The organism is Bradyrhizobium sp. UBA2491 (assembly GCF_002341725.1).
Lineage (GTDB): Bacteria > Pseudomonadota > Alphaproteobacteria > Rhizobiales > Xanthobacteraceae > Bradyrhizobium.
Window position 1 is genome coordinate 241,920 of record NZ_DDOP01000078.1, and the last position, 17,419, is coordinate 259,338.

Here is a 17,419-nt window from a genome sequence, read left to right on the forward strand (position 1 = left end):
CGCCGCGGCTCCTCAGTGAAGCACAACCGCCTCTGGAATACTGGGTCCCCCGCTTTCGCGGAGGACGACGGCGGAATTTCGCGGCTCACGCTGCGTTGTTGCGCGAGGCGAAACATCACGGCCGCCTCTTCCCGAACCGCATGGGCGTATGCCGAAACACCCGTATTCCGCGCGAGGGAGCACGCTACAGTCGTTTCACAATGCGGAAACGGACCTGAATGCACGGCGTGATGGGCAAGCCGCCCGGCGCGGCACAAGACAACAACATCGCGACATCGAAGGTCATGCTGCTGATGCTCGTCGTGATGACGGGCGTCGCGCCGATCTCGCTCTACATGCTGGTTCCGGCACTGCCGGTGTTGGCGACCGATTTCGGCCGCGACATCTCGATCGCGCAGATGACCGTGTCGCTCTACATGGTCGGCATTGCGCTGTCGCAACTCATCATGGGCCCGCTGTCCGACAAGTTCGGCCGCCGGCCGGTGCTGCTCGCGGGCCTCGGCCTGATGGTCGTGGCGGGCATCGGCTCGGTGTTCGCCGAGACCCTGCCGCAGCTGATCGCGGCGCGCTTCTTCCAGGCGCTCGGCGGCGCCAGCGGCATGGTGATCAGCCGCGCCATCATCCGCGATCTCTATCCGCGCGAACGGGTCGGCGCGATGATCAGCCTGGTCGTGGCTGCGCTGATGATCGCGCAGATGGTGAGCCCGCTGACCGGCGGCCTGCTGGAGACCGCATTCGGCTGGCGCGCGATCCTCTATCTCATCACCGCGGCGTCGCTGACCGTCACCATCTTCATCGCGCTGGCGCTGCCCGAGACGCGGCGCGACCGCGCCGACAGCTCCAGCTTTCGCGGCGACCTCGGCAGACTGCTGCGGAGCCGCGCCTTCGTCGGCTATCTGCTGTGCCAGGTGCTGGCGTCACAGATCATCTTCGCCTTCGCCGGCGGCGGCCCCTATATCGTGGTGACCCAGATGGGCCGCAGCAGCGCCGAGTATGGCGCGTGGTTCGCGATGACCGGGTTCGGCTATTTCATCGGCAACCTGCTCTGCGTGCGCTTCTCGCCGCGGCACTCCCTCGAGAAGCTGATCTGGTTCGGTCTCGCGCTACAGGTCGGCGGCAGCCTGCTGAACCTGGTCTGGAGTTTCGCCGGGCTGAACCAGGCACCGCTCTGGCTGTTCGGCACCCAGATGATCGTGATGGTCGCCAATGCCTTCGTGATGGCCAATTCCGCCGCCGGCGCCATCAGCATCCGCCCCGAGGCCGCGGGCACCGCCTCCGGTGCCATGGGCTTCCTGCAACAGGGCATCGGCTCGCTGATCTCGCAGTTCGGCGCCTATCTCGGCGGCCACTCCACCACCACGCTGCCGCTGACCGCAGCGATCTTCGCGATCTCGATCGCCTGCGCCTGCACCATGATCTTCGTCGTGCCGCGGCGCAATGTTGTGGTCAGCGAAGCGCTGATCGCACAGGTTGAGGAGGATGAGCAGGGGATGATGTGAGGCGCGCGCCTTCAACTCGTCATCCCCCGCGAAAGCGGGGGATCCAGTACGCCGCGGCCTGTCGGGTGAACCACTGCGGCCTCTGGAATACTGGGTCCCCCGCTTTCGCGGAGGACGACAGCGGTAAGTGCGGCAGCGCTGCGCCTTACTCTCCGATCAGCTCCAGCCACTCGTCCTCGGTGAGCACCGCAACACCGAGCTCACGCGCCTTGGTGAGTTTCGAGCCTGCTTCCTCGCCGGCGACCACGTAGTCGGTCTTCTTTGAAACCGAGCCGGCAACCTTGGCGCCGAGACGCTCGGCCATCGCCTTGGCCTCGTCGCGGGTGAACTTGGTCAGGGAGCCCGTGAACACCACGGTCTTGTCCGAGACCGGCGAGCTCTTGCGCGGCTGCTCGGCCGGCTTGACCTCGATCTGGCGCAACAATTCGCCGAGCGCCTTGACATTGCGCGGCTCGGCAAAGAACTCGACGACGGCATCGGCGACGATCTCGCCGATGCCATCGATGTCGTTGAGGTGCTGGTAGGCTTCGGTGCCGTTCTCTTCGTCGCCGCTGCCCTTGGCGGCGGCCAGCATCGCGTCGCGGAAATTCTCGATCGTGTGGTAGTGCCGCGCCAGCAGCTTGGCATTGCCCTCGCCGACATGGCGGATGCCGAGCGCGAAGATCAGCCGGTGCAGCTCGATCTTGCGACGTGCGTCAATCGCGTCGAACAGGTTGCGCACCGAGGTCTCACCGTAGCCCTCGCGCTCCATCAGCTTACTGCTCGACCGCTCGTCCCGCTCCCGAAGGGTGAAGATATCGACCGGCGACTTCACCAGCCCGTCCTCGTAGAATTCCTGGATTTGCTTCTCGCCGAGACCATCGATATCGAAGGCCAGCCGCGACACGAAATGCTTGAGCCGCTCGACCGCCTGCGCCGGACAGATCAGCGCGCCGGTGCAGCGGCGCACCGCCTCGCCTTCCTCGCGGATCGCGTGGCTGCCGCACACCGGGCAGGTGTCCGGGAACTTGTAAGGCTTCGCACTCTTCGGCCGCTTGTCGAGCACGACGCTGACGACCTGGGGGATCACGTCGCCGGCGCGCTGCACCACGACGGTGTCATCGACGCGGAGATCAACGCCATCCCTGATCGGATTTCCGTCGTTGCCGATGCCCTTGATGTAGTCTTCGTTGTGCAACGTCGCATTCGACACGACGACGCCGCCGACTGTGACCGGCTCCAGCCGCGCGACCGGCGTCATCGCCCCGGTGCGCCCGACCTGGATATCGATCCCTTTGAGAATCGTCGTTGCCTGCTCGGCCGCGAATTTGTGCGCGATGGCCCAGCGCGGGCTGCGCGAGACGAAACCGAGCCGCTCCTGCCAGTCGAGGCGATCGACTTTGTAGACCACGCCGTCGATGTCGTAGCCGAGCGAAGCACGCTCCTCGCCGATCCTGGCGTAGAATTTCAGCACGTCATCGACGCTCTTGCATAGCGTGATCAGCGGATTGACCACGAAGCCGGCTCTGTCCATCCATTGCAGCATGCTGTGCTGGGTGTCGGCGGGCGGCTCGCTCATCTCGCCCCATGTATAGGCGAAGAATTTCAGCGGTCGCGATGCGGTGATCGAGACGTCCTTCTGGCGCAGCGAACCCGCCGCCGAATTGCGCGGATTGGCGAAGATCGTATCGTCGGCTTCGGCCTGCTTCTTGTTCAGCTCGAGGAAGTCCTTCTTGAGCATATAGACTTCGCCGCGCATTTCGCAGGCTGCCGGAACGTTGCGGCCTTTCAGCGTGTGCGGAATGTCCTTGATGGTGCGGACGTTGGCGGTCACGTCCTCGCCGGTGAAACCGTCGCCGCGCGTCGCGGCGCGGACCAGCTCGCCATTTTCATAGCGCAGCGAGAGCGACAGTCCGTCGATCTTGGGCTCAGCCACCAGCGCCGGCATCTGATCGGCATCCAGCTTGAGGAAGCGCCTGATGCGCTCGACGAACTCGGTGACGTCCTCGTCGCTGAATGCGTTGCCGAGCGACAGCATCGGAACGGCATGTTGCACCTTGGCGAAACCGCGGGCCGGCGCTGCGCCCACCGTCTGCGTCGGCGAATCCTTGGTGACGAGATCGGGAAATCTGGCCTCGATCGCCTCCAGGCGACGCCGCAGCGCATCGTAGGCCGCATCGGACACGGTCGGCGCATCGTTCTGGTAATAGCGCTCGTTGTGCGCCTCGATCTCGAGCGTAAGCCTCATGTGCTCGACCTTGGCCTGGGCCTTGGTGAGCTTGTCGACGTCGACCAGCGCCTTCTTCGCCTTGGTGGCCATGGACGACCTAACTCGCCGCCCTGAGCAGCCGTTCCGCGGCGGCCCTCGCCTCCGCGGTGATCTCGGCGCCGGCCAGCATGCGCGCGATCTCCTCGCGGCGATGATCCGCCGCCAGCGCGTTGACGCGGGTGGCGACGCGCTTGCCCTTGTCGAGCGCGTCCTTCGAGATCAGGAGATGTTGGCTGGCGCGGGCCGCGACCTGCGGCGCGTGCGTCACCGCCATCACCTGCACCTTGCCGGCGAGGCGCGCCAGCCGCGAGCCGATCGCGTCCGCCACCGCGCCACCGACGCCGGTGTCGATTTCGTCGAACACCAGGGTCGGTGCCGAGCCGCGATCGGCCAGCACCACCTTCAACGCCAGCAGGAAGCGCGACAGCTCGCCGCCGGAGGCGACCTTCATCATCGGACCCGGCTTGGTGCCCGGATTGGTCTGCACCCAGAACTCGACGCGGTCGATGCCCTGCGGCCCCGGCGCGGCCGCATTGCTCTCGACCTGGGTCATGAACTTGGCGCGCTCGAGCTTGAGCGGCGCGAGCTCGGCGTTGACGGCCTTGTTGAGCTTCTCGGCGGCCTTGCTGCGCGCCGCCGACAACTTCACGGCGGCCGCGGCATAGCGCTTGTCGGCCTCGGCGGCGGCCGCTTCGAGCTTCTTGAGCTGATCGGCGCCGGCATCGATCAGCGCCACGTCGCCGGCATATTGCGCGGCCAGCGCGGCCAGCAGATCCACCGGCGTCGAGTATTTGCGCGAGGCGGCGCGCAGCGCGAACAGCCGCTCCTCGATGCGTTCGAGCTCGGCCGGATCAAAATCGGTTGCCGCCAGCGCGGCGTGAAGGTGCTGGTCGGCCTCTTCCAGCGCATTGATCGCGATGTCGATCGCTTTCACCGCCGGCTCGATCAGTCCAGGAGCATTGGCGGCGCGTCGCTCCAGCCGGCGCACCGCGGCCGACAGCGCCGACAGCGGCGAGTGCGGGCCGCCGATTGCCTCCTGCGCCTCGCGCAGATCGGTCGCGACCTTCTCGCCTTGCATCATGGTGGTGCGGCGGTTGGCGAGCTCGGTCTCCTCGCCCTCCTTCGGCGCCAGCGCCTTCAGCTCCTGCGAGGCGTGACGCAGATAGTCGGCTTCGCGCGCGGCGCGCTCCATGCCGGCGCGATGCTCGTCGAGCGCGGTACCAGCGGTCCGCCTGACATCCCACAGCGCTTCCAGCGCCGCGACCTCCTTCTCGTGCCCTGCGAAGGCGTCGAGCAACTGGCGGTGGGTGGAAGCGTCGACCAAAGCGCGCTCGTCGTGCTGGCCGTGGATTTCGACCAGAACCGCGCCGACCGCCTTCAGGGTCTGCACGCTGATCGCTTGATCATTGATGAAGGCGCGGGTGCGGCCGTCGGCGAGTTGCACGCGGCGCAGGATCATCTCACCGGTGTCGTCGAGGCCGTTCTCGGCGAGGATCTTCGCCGCCGGGTGCCCTTTCGGCACATCGAACGTCGCAGTGACCTGGCCCTGCTCGGCGCCATGGCGCACGAGGTCCGCATCGCCGCGACCGCCGAGCGCCAGCGCAAAGGCATCGAGCAGGATCGACTTGCCGGCGCCGGTTTCACCGGTCAGCACCGCCAGGCCAGGGGAGAATTCGATATCGAGCCGTTCGATCAGGACGATGTCACGGATCGACAGACGGGCCAGCATGCGAGGACAATTCCTAGCCGAGACCTATCTTCTTGAAGGTCCTGCTGATCCAGGATCCCTGATTCTCGCTCGGCTCGAGACCGCCGGACTTTACTAGATTATACGCGTCCTTGTACCAGCGGCTGTCCGGAAAATTGTGGCCGAGCACCGCGGCGGCGGTCTGCGCCTCGCCGACAATGCCGATCGCCATATAGGCCTCGGTGAGCCGGTACAGCGCCTCTTCGACGTGGCGCGTGGTCTGGTACTGGGTGACGACGGTCTTGAAGCGGTTGATCGCGGCCGTGTAGTCGCGCTTCTCGACGTAGTAGCGTCCGACCGCCATTTCCTTGCCGGCGAGCTGGTCACGCGCGGCCTGGATCTTGTTCTTGGCCTGGGTGGCGTATTCGGAGGTCGGATATTTGCGCACCACCTCTTCGAGCGCAGCGATCGCCTTCTCGGTACGGCCCTGGTCGCGCGAGATGTCCGGGATCTGGTCGAAATGCGACGCCGCGATCAGGTACTGGGCGTAGGACGCGTCCGGGCTGCCGGGATGCAGCGTGACGTAGCGCGTCGCCGAGCCGATGCAGCTGTCATAGTCGCCGGCCTGGTAATACGAATAGGCCGACATCAGCAGCGACTTGCGGGCCCAGTCCGAATAGGGATGCTGACGGTCGACTTCCTCGAACTTCTTCGAGGCGGCCTTCAGGTCCTTCTTCTCGTTCATCATGTACAAGCCCTCATTGTAGAGCTTGTCCGCGGGCTCATCGACGAACGTGTCGTCCTTGGCCATGAACTTGTCCCACAGCGCGCCGGTGCCGCAGCCTGAGAGCGGCATGGCCAGCACGATGAGGCCCACCGCAAAACGCAGCGTGCGCGCGGCCCTGGTCAGGCCGGAGACGTCAGAAGAATAGCGTGGTTCGAGCGCCATACGCATTGCCGACATGAATTGTAAAACCTGACGCCTTTGATGCGGTTAACGGCGACCCCACTCCACCCATGAACCGCGATCATGGATGCAATATCTCTCACGCCGTTGGCGCCGTATCGAGGCAACCGCGGGCCTGTTTAACCGAAAAATGACCGTGGACCAACCGAATACGGAGCCAATCCGCCGGGAATAAGGCGACCCGGCGCAGCGCACAGTCTGCTGTGGTTATTACGGAAATTGGGCCCGACCGCCTGCGGCGATCAGGACACGTCCGGGCCGTAGGCCGGGGCGACGAGCCCGCCAGCCATGCCGGCACCGGCTTCGACATGGCCACGGACGGGCCGCCGAGCGGTTTCCGATTCGACCACGCGCCAAGCGCTGCGATCGGCCAGCAGCGCCTTCAGCACCGCGTTGTTGAGCTTGTGACCGCCCCGCACCGAACGATAGCTGCCGAGCAGCGGCAGGCCGGCCAGCGCGAGATCGCCGATCACGTCGAGCACCTTGTGGCGGGCGCATTCGTTGGCGTAGCGCAGGCCCTCGGCGTTAAGCAGGCGGGCCTCGTCGAACACCACGGTGTTGTCGAAGTTGGCGCCGAGCGCGAAGCCTGCGCCCCACAACCGCGCCACGTCATTCATGCAGCCGAAGGTGCGGGCACGTGCGACCTCGCGGCGGAAGCCTTCCGGCGAAAGATCAAAGGAGAAAGTCTGGTGGCCGATCACCTTGTTGGTGAAGTCGATCTCGACTTCGGCGCGGAACCCGCCGGCGAACGGACGCAACTCGCCGATCGCGTCGCCAATCTTGACCTGCACCGGCTTCAGCACCTGGATGAAGCGACGAACGGCAGGCTGGGTCACGATACCGGCCTGGTCGATGGCTGCGACGAACGCCGCAGCGCTGCCGTCCATGATCGGAACTTCCGCGCCGTCGATTTCGATCGTGGCGTTGTCGACGCCCATGCCGCGCAGCGCCGCGAGCACGTGCTCAGCGGTCGAGACCAGCGGCCCTTCGCGGTCACCCAGCACCGTCGCAAACTCGGTTGCGATCACAGCGTCAGCGGTCGCGGCGACTTCGCGGTCGGCACCATCGAGACCGGTGCGGACAAAAATAAAACCCGCATCAACAGGTGCAGGTCCCAATGTGAGATTGACAGGAAGACCAGAATGAACGCCTACGCCAGTCACGGTGGCTTGCGACCGAAGCGTTGTTTGACGGCTGAACTTCATTCGATAATGCCCACTACCCGACTTCACTCAATTCAAGTGGCCAAACTTCCCCAAGGCCGACTCGCTTGAGCTCCCCAAGTCACGGCAGACCATAGTCACTGCCCTAAACCGCGCCAACTCACGCTTCTTTACCGATTGTTACCCCATCTCCGCCGCATTCAGGCCCAAGGTTAACCAAATTGCGACAGCGAAAACGGTCTTCGGCGAGCGCGCATCTGACCACCGAAAGAATAATTAATCATTTAAAATCAGTTGGTTGTTGCCCCAACGAAACCGCCTCTGCGCCTAAAGGAGAAGGCCCCGGCGGTTCCCCGCCGAGGCCTTCTTCATCGCCAAGGTTGTAACAAACTTCAGTTGGCCTGACGGCGTAGGAAGGCCGGGATATCAAGATGGTCATCGCCCTGTGGCGCCGGGGCAACAGGTGCTGGACGGCCATGGGCGTCCAATCCCTGCGGAGCTGGGCGCTTCGCATATTCGGATACCGGCGATTCGTTCGCCGAGATCTGCTGAGCGACGCTGCGGGCCTGCTTGCGCTCGGGCAGCGGCGGCATCGAGGGCATCGCCGGGCCGGAAGCACGGGCCGCGATCGGCGGCTCGGTCTCCTCGTCACGACGGCCGAGACCGACATTGGCCAACCGCTGCAGCAGCGACAGCCGGGTCTTCTGCGGGTGCTCGGCCTCGCCGTCATGGGCCTGACGGATCTCGGCCTGCGCCGGCATCGGCAGGTCCTCGAATTTCGGCATCCGCGGGGCGCGCACCGGCGACCGCTCGGCTGCCTGCGGGATGAAGGTCTCGGGCGGCATCGGCTCGTGCTGCTCGGCCCGGGCTGCCTCGTGGTCCGGGAACAGCGTGGGCTTCTGGGCGATCGGCCGCACGGTGACGTCACCGTAGGAGGCCGGCTGCATCGACGCCTGAGCAACCGGTGCACTGTCCGGTGCAACGGCGGCGGCGATCGCGGCGAGCGCGGCGCGCTCGACGGCGGGACGCTGCTGGGGTGTGGCGGCAATCGGCGCAACCGTCACGCCGGTCGGCGGCTCGAGCTTCTGGGCACGCTCGGCCATGCGCTGGTTGTCGGCACGCAGGCGGGCGGTGAGATCGGCCAGCCGGCTCTCCGGCGAGCCGCCCTGTTGCTGGGCGGGCGCCTGGGCACGGGACGCGATCGCGGCCTGCTCGATGCCGGTTGCGACCACCGAGACGCGGATGATGCCGTCGAGCGATTCGTCGAAGGTGGCGCCAACGATGATGTTGGCGTCGGCATCGACCTCTTCACGGATGCGGGTCGCGGCTTCGTCGACCTCGAACAGGGTGAGGTCCTTGCCGCCGGTGATCGAGATCAGAAGGCCGCGGGCGCCCTTCATCGACGAGTCGTCGATCAGCGGGTTGGCGATCGCAGCTTCAGCGGCGGTCAGCGCGCGCTTCTCGCCGGTGGCCTCGCCGGTGCCCATCATCGCCTTGCCCATTTCCCGCATCACGGCGCGGACGTCGGCGAAGTCGAGGTTGATCAGGCCTTCCTTGACCATCAGGTCGGTGATGCAGGCAACGCCCGAGTAGAGCACCTGGTCGGCCATCGCGAACGCGTCGGCGAAGGTGGTCTTCTCGTTGGCGACCCGGAACAGGTTCTGGTTCGGGATGATCAGCAGCGTGTCGACCACCTTGTGGAGCTCGGAGATACCGTGCTCGGCGGTGCGCATCCGGCGCTGACCTTCGAAGTGGAACGGCTTGGTGACCACACCGACGGTGAGGATCCCCATCTCGCGGGCAGCCTTGGCGATCACGGGCGCAGCACCGGTGCCGGTGCCGCCGCCCATGCCGGCGGTGACGAACACCATGTTGGCGCCGGTGAGATGATCGCGCAGCTCGTCCATCACCTCCTGCGCGGCCGCGGCGCCGACATCGGGCTGCGAACCGGCGCCGAGGCCCTGGGTGACCTGGGTGCCCATCTGGATGATGCGCTGCGCCTTCGACATGGTCAGCGCCTGCGCGTCGGTGTTGGCGACGACGAAGTCGACGCCCTGCAACCCGGCGGTGATCATGTTGTTGACGGCATTACCACCCGCGCCGCCGACGCCGAAGACGGTGATCCGTGGTTTCAGCTCGCTGATGTCAGGGGGTGTCAGATTGAGTGCCATGGTTGCCTCTCTCGATTATGCGCGCGTTGGTTCGTCCCGGCCGCTGGCCGCGGGAGCTGGTGAAAATGCAGTGAGCCGGGGTGCGGTCATCAGAAGCCCTCGCGAAGCCATCGTCCGACCTTTCCGAAGTAACCGTCTGTCCCTGTCCTGAGCTGCCGCGTGCGCCGCGGTTCGACATGTTCAAGGTGAGCGTATTGCGGATAGACCAACAGGCCCGTGGGCACCGAGAACGAGGCGCCCTTCGCCTCGTTCGGCAGCCGGCCAAAGCCGAGCGGGCGGCCGATGCGGACCTGACGGTTCAGGATACGGGTGGCGAGCTCGACGGTGCCGGTGAGCTGCGAGGCGCCGCCGGTCAGCACGACGCGCGCCCTCGGCTCTGCCGCGAAGGGGGAATCCGCGAGCCGGTCACGGATCATTTCAAAAATCTCCTCGGCGCGATGCCGGACAATGTTCGCGATCGTGGCGCGGGACACGATTTGCGGAGTCTCCCGATCATCGCCTGCAGTGGGAACGGACATCAGCTCGCGCGAGTCCGAACCGCCGGTCAGCACCGTGCCATATAACGTCTTGATTCGCTCGGCATCCGCAATGCACGCGCCGATGCCGCGCGCAAGATCCATCGTGATGTGTTGCCCGCCGAGCGCAAATCCCGATGCGTGCACGAGACGGCCGCCGGAATAGGTCGCAAGCGTCGTCGATCCCGCGCCCATCTCGACGACGGCGGCGCCGAGATCGGCCTCGTCGTCGGTGAGCACCGACAGGCCGGCGACATAGGGGCTCGATGCCATGGCTTCGACGTTGAGATGGCAGCGCTCGACCACCAGCATCAAGTTCTTGGCGACCGTCGCGTCCGAGGTCACCACGTTCATGTCGACGCCGAATTGGCGCGCCACCATGCCCCGGGGATCGCGGATGCCCTTGACGCCGTCGAGCGCGTAGCCGACCGGCAATGCGTGCAACACGGTGCGGCCGGCGCCGGCAGCGTGGCGCATGCCGGCCGAGGTGACCCGGCTGATATCGTCGGAGGTGACCGAGCCGCCGCGGATATCGGCCGCGGCTTCAACCAGTTGACCGTGCTGCCTGCCGCCGGAGACCGACAACAGGACGGACTCGACACGGACCTTGGCCATGCGCTCGGCCAACGCCACGGCATGGCGTACGGCCTTCTCGCATTCGGCGAGATCGACCACCGAGCCGGCCTTGACGCCGCGCGACTGGATCTGGCTGTAGCCGATCAATTCCACCGCATGGGTGCGGCCGCGCAGCGCTTCGTTCGGCGGCGACGGCCTGAGCCGCGCGATCATGCAGGCGATCTTGCTGGAGCCGACGTCGAGCGAAGCCACCATCGCGGTGCGCTTCTGCATCGGGCGGGTCTTCGGGGTCAGGTTGCGATCAAGACCGGTCATGCGGCGTCCCCGGCCTTCTTCTTGGACTTCTTGTCCTTGAACTGCTCGTCGCGCGCCTTGCCGGCGTCCTCGGACAATTGCACGATCAGCCGATCGGGCAACCGCATGTCGACGGCGACGATGTCGCGCGAGAACAGCTTCTCGTCCTTGTCGAGCTTGGAGAGCGCGGCGAGCGCGTTGCCGACGTCGTTCTCGGGCAGGCGAACATCCAGGCCGTCCTTGAGCCGCAAATTCCAGCGCCGCTCACCGACGAAGATCGCGGCCTTGGTCACCGAACGCACCTGCGGGTAACGGTCGAGCAGCGCCAGGAAGTCGTGGGCGCGCGTATCGGCGCCCTTGCCCACCACCAGCGGCAGGCTGAGGAAGCGGCGCGACACGTAGGGCTCGAGCACCGCGCCGTCGGAGGCGATCACCGACAGGCGGCCGTCCTGCTGCCACAGCGCGAAGGCGGTGCGCTCGACGATGTCGATCTGCAATCGGCCCGGATAGAGCTTGAGGATCGTGGCATCCGCGATCCAGGGATTGGCCTTCAGCTTGGCGCGCACCGTGTCGGCGTCGAGGAACAGCAGCGAGGAGCGGCCATTGACGCCGCCGATCGCAAGCACCTCGTCCTGGCTCAGCTGCTTGCGGCCGTTGATGCCGACGGTGGTGATGCGGAAACCCGCGGTATTGGCGAGCGCGTTGCGGGTGTCGCTCAGTGCCGTGGTGAATTCCTCGACATGGCCGCCGCGGACGATGCCGAAGCCCAGGCTGCCGAACAGGATCGCGAGCGTCGCGACCAGGCCGATGCGGCGCGGCAGATAGCGCTCGACCATCAGGATGTAGCGGTTCGGCGGCTCGCGATCGATCACCGGCGGCCGCTTGGCGGGACGGCGGCGGCGGCGTGCGAGATGGGCGCCGACATACTCGCGCAACAGCACCGCCGCTCCAATAGCGGCTGCTTTCAGGTCAGCTTGAGGCCCCAGCGATCGCACCGATCGGGTGAGGCGTCCTGCACCGTCCATTGCACGAACTCGTCACATGTTGTGCCCGCGAAACCCCCGCGGGTCCCGGCACAATCACGTCTCGGCAAAACCGGGTGGGATTAGAGTGGCCCCCTGTTCCCTGGTTGCGATCCTCGAAGCGGTAATCCGCGACAGCTCACGCCCCGGCAGCCAAGCGCTACATGCGCCGCCAGCGTTAACCTTCGGGCTTCCTGGTAAACAAACGGTAAATGACTTCGGCCTGGAGCGTGTTTTGATCAACGCTGTGAGTACTTTGCCGCGAACTCGTTAGCATTTTAGCAACAGCGCCCGGGTTCCATCCGGCCGGGCCGGCCCGGTTCCCACCGCACCAGCCTACCGTCGGACACGGCGGCGAGCGAGCTCGATCTGGTCATTGAGGAAGTCGGCAAAGGCAATGCCCTGTGCTTTCAAGGCCTTAGGGTACAGTGATGCCGCGGTCAGCCCCGGCAGCGTGTTGGTCTCGAGATAGACCGGGCCATTGGCCGAGACGATGAAGTCGCTGCGCGAGTAGCCGCCGCACGACAACGCGCGGTGCGCCCGCAGCGCATGGTCCATGATCGCGGCGGTGATGTCGGGCGCGAAGCGGCCGGGGCAGATCTCCTGGGTCGACTTCAGAAGGTATTTGGCTGTGTAGTCGAACGCGCCTTCCCCCGGCACGATCTCGATCGGCGGCAGCGCGAACACCGCACCGTCGGATTGCTCGAGCACGCCGCAGGTCGCCTCCACGCCCGACACGAACGGCTCGATCAGATACTCCTCGTGCCTGGCGGCGTTGCGCACCGCGACGAGATCCTGCTTCGCGTTGACGAAGATCAGCCCGTAGCTCGATCCGTCCTTCGCGGGCTTTGCGATCAGCTTGCCGTGTCGAGCGAAGGCGTCGTCGATCTGCTCGATGCCGATGCCCTGCGGCGCGTTGAGGCCGGCGATCGCGGCGAAGCGCTTCGCCGACGGCTTGTCGAACGCCAGATGCGACGACGCCGAGCCGGAGCCGGTGAACGCGACGCCGCGCATCTCGCACATCGCCTGCAATTCGCCATTCTCGGCGCGGCCGCCATGCAGGCCGAACACCAGCACCCGCTGCTCGGCACCCGCCTTGTCGAGCGCCTGTTCGAGCGTGATGCCGCTTCCGGCCGGCTTGAAGTCGACCTCGAACGGCCGCGCATGGCCGAGCAACTTCTCCGACGTCACCGCGTGCACGGTGTCGTCGACGTCCCAGAACCAGAGCTCGGCGTCGGGCAGCGCGCGATGCAGCGCCTGCGTGCTCGCCACCGAGACCAGCCGCTCCTTGTTGGTGCCGCCGAACAGAATGGTCACCTGCATGTTCTTTTGCCTGTCTTCGCTATCTCCGTCATTCCGGGGCTCGCGAAGCGAGAGCCCGGAATCCATACTCACGATCGTGGTTATGGATTGCGGGCCTGGCCCTTCGGGCCATCCCGGAATGACGACTACGATGAATTCCCGATCCGCTTGATTTCCCAGTGCAGCTCGATGCCGCTGGTTTGCTTGACCCGTTCACGCACCGTCTCGCCAAGGGTTTCGATATCGTGCCCGGTGGCGTTGCCGGTGTTGATCAGGAAATTGCAGTGCAGCTCCGACACCTGCGCGCCGCCGACCTTGAGGCCGCGGCAGCCGGCGGCGTCGATCAGTTTCCAGGCGCTGTTGCCGGGCGGATTCTTGAAGGTCGAGCCGCCGGTCTTTTCGCGGATCGGCTGCGCGGTCTCGCGATGGGTCTGCACCTCGTTCATGCGGGCACGGATCGCATCCGGATCGGTGATGCTGCCGCGGAAGCGCGCCGACGTGAACACAACAGACGGATCGACGCCGCTGTTGCGATAAACGAACTTCATGTCGGCATTGCCGAACACATGCTTGGTGCCGTCGCGGCCGATGCCGGTCGCCTCCACCAGCACGTCCTTGGTCTCGCCACCATTGGCGCCGGCGTTCATGCGCAGCGCGCCGCCGACCGTGCCGGGAATGCCGAAGAAGAACTCCATGCCGCCGATGCCAGCGGCCGCCGCCGTTTCCGCGACGCGCTTGTCGAGCGCCGCAGCGCCGGCGCTGACGACCTCGCCGGCCGCGCTGGTCTCACCGAACGCGCGCGGCGCGAGCCGGATCACGACCCCAGGCATGCCGCCGTCGCGCACGATCAGATTGGAGCCGACGCCGACGACATAGACCGGCAGCTCCTGCGGCAGGCGCTTCAGGAAATAAGCGAGATCATCCTCATCGGCCGGCGTGAACAGCACCTGCGCCGGACCGCCGACGCGAAACCAGGTCAGTTCAGCCATCGACTGGTTGGCGAGCAACCGCCCGCGCAGCTCCGGCATCGCGGCTTTCAGGTCGGGCGTGATGTCGGGGAAGGTCATATATGACCTCTCCATCCGTCATGGCCGGGCTTGTCCCGGCCATCCACGTCTTGCAGTATCTCCGCATGACAGGTGGATACGTCTATTTTCTGACCAATCGTCCGAACGGCGTGCTGTACGTCGGAGTGACAAGCGATCTCGTCCGCCGGATATTCGAGCATCGTTCGGGCTTTGTTGATGGATTTACCAAACGCTACGGACTGAAACAGCTGGTCTACTTCGAGCAATTTGACGATATCCGCACTGCCATTCAGCGCGAACATACTATCAAGCATTGGCCTCGCGCTTGGAAAGTCCGCAAGATTATCGCGACAAACCCAAACTGGGACGACCTCTACGACTCGATAGTGCAGTGAAGACGTGGATGGCCGGGACAAGCCCGGCCATGACGGGGATGAACAGGAGACTTCCATCACCTCAAAGCCTTCAATTCGCCCGGCAAGGCGTAGGCCCATTGCGTGATGTTGCCGGCGCCGAGGCAGACCACGAGGTCGCCGGACTTGGCAAGGCCGTGCACGATCTTGGCGAGCTCGCCGGCGTTCGGCAGCGGGACAACGTTGCGATGGCCGTGGGCGCGCAGGCCGGCGGCGAAGTGGTCGCGGTCGATGCCCGGGATCGGCGCCTCGCCGGCCGCATAGACCTCCGCCACCACAACCGCATCGGCATCGTTGAAGCAGGTACAGAATTCCTCGAACAACGATTGCAGGCGGGTGTAGCGATGCGGCTGCACCACGGCGATGATCTTGCCGTTGGTGGATTCGCGGGCGGCCTTCAGCACGGCCGCGATCTCGACCGGGTGATGGCCGTAATCGTCGATCACGGTGACGCCGTTGGTCTCGCCGGTCTTGGTGAAGCGCCGCTTGACGCCGCCGAAGCCGGCCATCGCCTGGCGGATGATGTCGTCGGACACGCCAAGCTCATGCGCGACCGCGATCGCCGCGGTTGCGTTGGATGCATTGTGCCGTCCCGGCATCGGCAGCATGATGTCGGCAATCTCACGCGTCGCGCCGGTCTTGCGATCGCGGATCGCCACCTTGAATTTCGAGCCGCCGCCCATCGGCGTGAGGTCCAGCAGCTGCGCATCGGCCTGCGGGTTCTGCCCATAGGTGATGATGCGGCGATCCTCGATCCTGCCGACCAGCGCCTGCACCACGGGGTGATCGGTGCACATCACGGCGAAGCCGTAGAACGGAACGTTCTCGACGAAATTGCGGAATGCATCCTGGATCGCCTCGAAGGTCTTGAAGTGATCGAGGTGCTCGGGATCGATGTTGGTGACGATCACGACATCGGACGGCAGCTTCAGGAAGGTGCCGTCGCTCTCATCGGCTTCGACCACCATCCAGTCGCCGGCCCCGAGCCGCGCATTGGACCCATAGGCATTGATGATGCCGCCATTGATCACGGTCGGATCGAGCCCGCCGGCGTCGAGCAAGGTCGCCACCATCGTCGTCGTCGTGGTCTTGCCATGGGTGCCGGCGATCGCGACGCAGCTTTTCAGCCGCATCAATTCCGCCAGCATCTCGGCGCGCCGCACCACCGGAACGCGCCGCGCGCGCGCCGCCATCAATTCGGGATTGTCGCGCTTGATCGCGGTCGAGACCACGACGACCGCGGCGCCGTCGACATTCTCGGCGGCGTGGCCGACCGAAACCTTGGCGCCCCTCTTGCGCAGCCGGTCGAGATTGTAATTGTCCGACGCGTCCGAGCCCTGCACGGTGTAGCCGAGATTGATCAGCACCTCGGCGATGCCGCTCATGCCGATGCCGCCGATCCCGACGAAATGAATGGGTCCGATCTCGCGCGGCAGTCTCATGATCCGGTTCCTGATCTCATCGTCTGCCCAATGCGGGCTCGCCACGGGGCGATCGATCCAGCTTCTTCGCGCGGCTCAAATCGGCAGCGCAGACCACTGGATGCCCCGCTTTTCCCATGCGTGACAAGGGCTTTTTCCGGTCTTCGGCCGCGGAAATGTCGCTGTTGTCAGCTACCGGCCAATGGTCGCGATCCGACATCAGGAGCATCCTCGCCGCCTATGCCGCTCCCGGCCGCGCAGCGCGCGCCGCGGCCTCGTCCTGCATCTCGATGACGCGAAGATAGTTGCGCAGCCGGTTGGTCTCGAGCACGCGCAGCAGCTTGTTCTGGTGATAGGGCAGCACGAGTTCGGCGAGCGGCCCACTCCAGGCGGCGTTCATGTCGAACAGCACGCCGAGACCGAACACGGCCGGGATCTCGGCGAAGCCGAACTCCCTGCCCTGCGCGAGCTGCTCGGCCAGGAAGTCGTCGATCGCCGTCATCACGCCATTACGCGCGCCGCCGGAGACGTTGGCGAATGCGGCAAGGCCCCCGCCGCGAAATCCGCGGCCCTCGACCAGCGCGGGGCGGTCCAGCACTGCACCCGCATCGAAACTGTGCGGATGGCGATACTCAGCCGGAATCTGTTCGGGCGCATAATACATGTCGCGCCGCCCGCAGGGCCAGCCGACATCGTGCAGGAACGCCAGCACCGGCTTGCCGACGCGGCGGCTGATCGCCTCGATCTGCCCGAGCTCGTGATAGACGGTGTACCAGTTGTGGTCGCCATCGACGATCCAGGCATCGGGTGCGTCCAGTTCGCAGAATGCTTCGAGGCTGGTCTTTGCAACGTGACGCACATCCGGACTGGTCGCCACCCAATCGAGGAATTCGCGCTTCGGCGCGGGATCGACGCTGGTGAGCTGGCCGCCGCGGATGCGGCAGTGATCGGCGAGCAGCGCCGACATGCCGCCATACTCCGCACCGATCTCGACGATGTCGCGCGCATCCGCGAGGCGCAACGCCTCAAGGATCAGGTCCGAGAATTCAGAGACGGAGTGAATCAACAGACCCGTCATGCTCAAGTCTCCCCCGGCGTCCTGCCGGATTGGCA

At 65.6% G+C, this 17,419-nt stretch carries 14 protein-coding genes; 2 read left to right on the forward strand and 12 right to left on the reverse strand.

All coding sequences use genetic code 11. The features are described from left to right. The first annotated feature begins 218 nt into the window (after positions 1-218). Positions 219-1,499: a multidrug effflux MFS transporter gene (locus B2W55_RS26555; protein ID WP_024580065.1), complete on the forward strand. Its 1,281-nt coding sequence runs from the start codon at positions 219-221 to the stop codon at positions 1,497-1,499. 145 nt (positions 1,500-1,644) lie between these two features. On the opposite strand, the gene ligA is transcribed toward B2W55_RS26555, so the two are convergent. From ligA to murB, 9 genes are all read right to left on the reverse strand, one after another. Further along, positions 1,645-3,798 carry an NAD-dependent DNA ligase LigA gene (ligA, locus tag B2W55_RS26560; RefSeq protein ID WP_024580064.1) on the reverse strand — a complete coding sequence of 718 codons (2,154 nt, stop codon included), beginning with the start codon at positions 3,796-3,798 and terminating at the stop codon, positions 1,645-1,647. Positions 3,799-3,805: 7 nt separating this feature from the next. Next, entirely contained in the window at positions 3,806-5,476 is a 1,671-nt protein-coding gene (gene recN / locus B2W55_RS26565) for a DNA repair protein RecN (RefSeq protein ID WP_024580063.1), read from the reverse strand. Between the two features lie 13 nt (positions 5,477-5,489). Then, on the reverse strand, positions 5,490-6,398 hold the full coding sequence (locus B2W55_RS26570; RefSeq protein ID WP_024580062.1) for an outer membrane protein assembly factor BamD: 909 nt from the start codon (positions 6,396-6,398) through the stop codon (positions 5,490-5,492). Positions 6,399-6,643: 245 nt separating this feature from the next. Then, the gene (gene lpxC / locus B2W55_RS26575; protein WP_024580061.1) at positions 6,644-7,606 is read right to left on the reverse strand and encodes a UDP-3-O-acyl-N-acetylglucosamine deacetylase; all 963 of its coding nucleotides are present in this window, start codon (positions 7,604-7,606) and stop codon (positions 6,644-6,646) included. A 350-nt stretch (positions 7,607-7,956) separates the two neighbouring features. Beyond that, positions 7,957-9,735: a cell division protein FtsZ gene (ftsZ, locus tag B2W55_RS26580; RefSeq protein WP_024580060.1), complete on the reverse strand. Its 1,779-nt coding sequence runs from the start codon at positions 9,733-9,735 to the stop codon at positions 7,957-7,959. A gap of 89 nt (positions 9,736-9,824) precedes the next feature. Beyond that, positions 9,825-11,141, reverse strand: coding sequence for a cell division protein FtsA (gene ftsA / locus B2W55_RS26585; RefSeq protein WP_024580059.1), 1,317 nt, complete (start codon positions 11,139-11,141; stop codon positions 9,825-9,827). Next, positions 11,138-12,145, reverse strand: coding sequence for a cell division protein FtsQ/DivIB (locus B2W55_RS26590; RefSeq protein ID WP_024580058.1), 1,008 nt, complete (start codon positions 12,143-12,145; stop codon positions 11,138-11,140). Before B2W55_RS26590 ends, ftsA begins: the two co-directional genes overlap by 4 nt. 333 nt (positions 12,146-12,478) lie before the next feature. Beyond that, positions 12,479-13,465, reverse strand: coding sequence for a D-alanine--D-alanine ligase family protein (locus B2W55_RS26595; RefSeq protein ID WP_024580057.1), 987 nt, complete (start codon positions 13,463-13,465; stop codon positions 12,479-12,481). A gap of 125 nt (positions 13,466-13,590) precedes the next feature. Continuing rightward, on the reverse strand, positions 13,591-14,511 hold the full coding sequence (murB, locus tag B2W55_RS26600; RefSeq protein WP_024580056.1) for a UDP-N-acetylmuramate dehydrogenase: 921 nt from the start codon (positions 14,509-14,511) through the stop codon (positions 13,591-13,593). Positions 14,512-14,531: 20 nt separating this feature from the next. Here murB and B2W55_RS26605 point away from each other — a divergent pair, with 20 nt between their 5' ends. Further along, positions 14,532-14,867 carry a GIY-YIG nuclease family protein gene (locus B2W55_RS26605; protein ID WP_024580055.1) on the forward strand — a complete coding sequence of 112 codons (336 nt, stop codon included), beginning with the start codon at positions 14,532-14,534 and terminating at the stop codon, positions 14,865-14,867. 56 nt (positions 14,868-14,923) lie between these two features. Here B2W55_RS26605 and murC read toward each other — a convergent pair whose 3' ends face one another. From murC to B2W55_RS26620, 3 genes are read right to left on the reverse strand one after another with little or no spacing between them, the layout of a single operon-like run. Then, on the reverse strand, positions 14,924-16,327 hold the full coding sequence (gene murC, locus B2W55_RS26610) for a UDP-N-acetylmuramate--L-alanine ligase (protein WP_024580054.1): 1,404 nt from the start codon (positions 16,325-16,327) through the stop codon (positions 14,924-14,926). Positions 16,328-16,343: 16 nt separating this feature from the next. Next, positions 16,344-16,526 carry a hypothetical protein gene (locus B2W55_RS26615; protein WP_145987254.1) on the reverse strand — a complete coding sequence of 61 codons (183 nt, stop codon included), beginning with the start codon at positions 16,524-16,526 and terminating at the stop codon, positions 16,344-16,346. A gap of 18 nt (positions 16,527-16,544) precedes the next feature. Beyond that, a complete protein-coding gene (locus B2W55_RS26620; protein ID WP_024580053.1) occupies positions 16,545-17,384 on the reverse strand; it encodes a class I SAM-dependent methyltransferase in 840 nt (279 codons plus the stop codon). Positions 17,385-17,419: the final 35 nt, after the last annotated feature.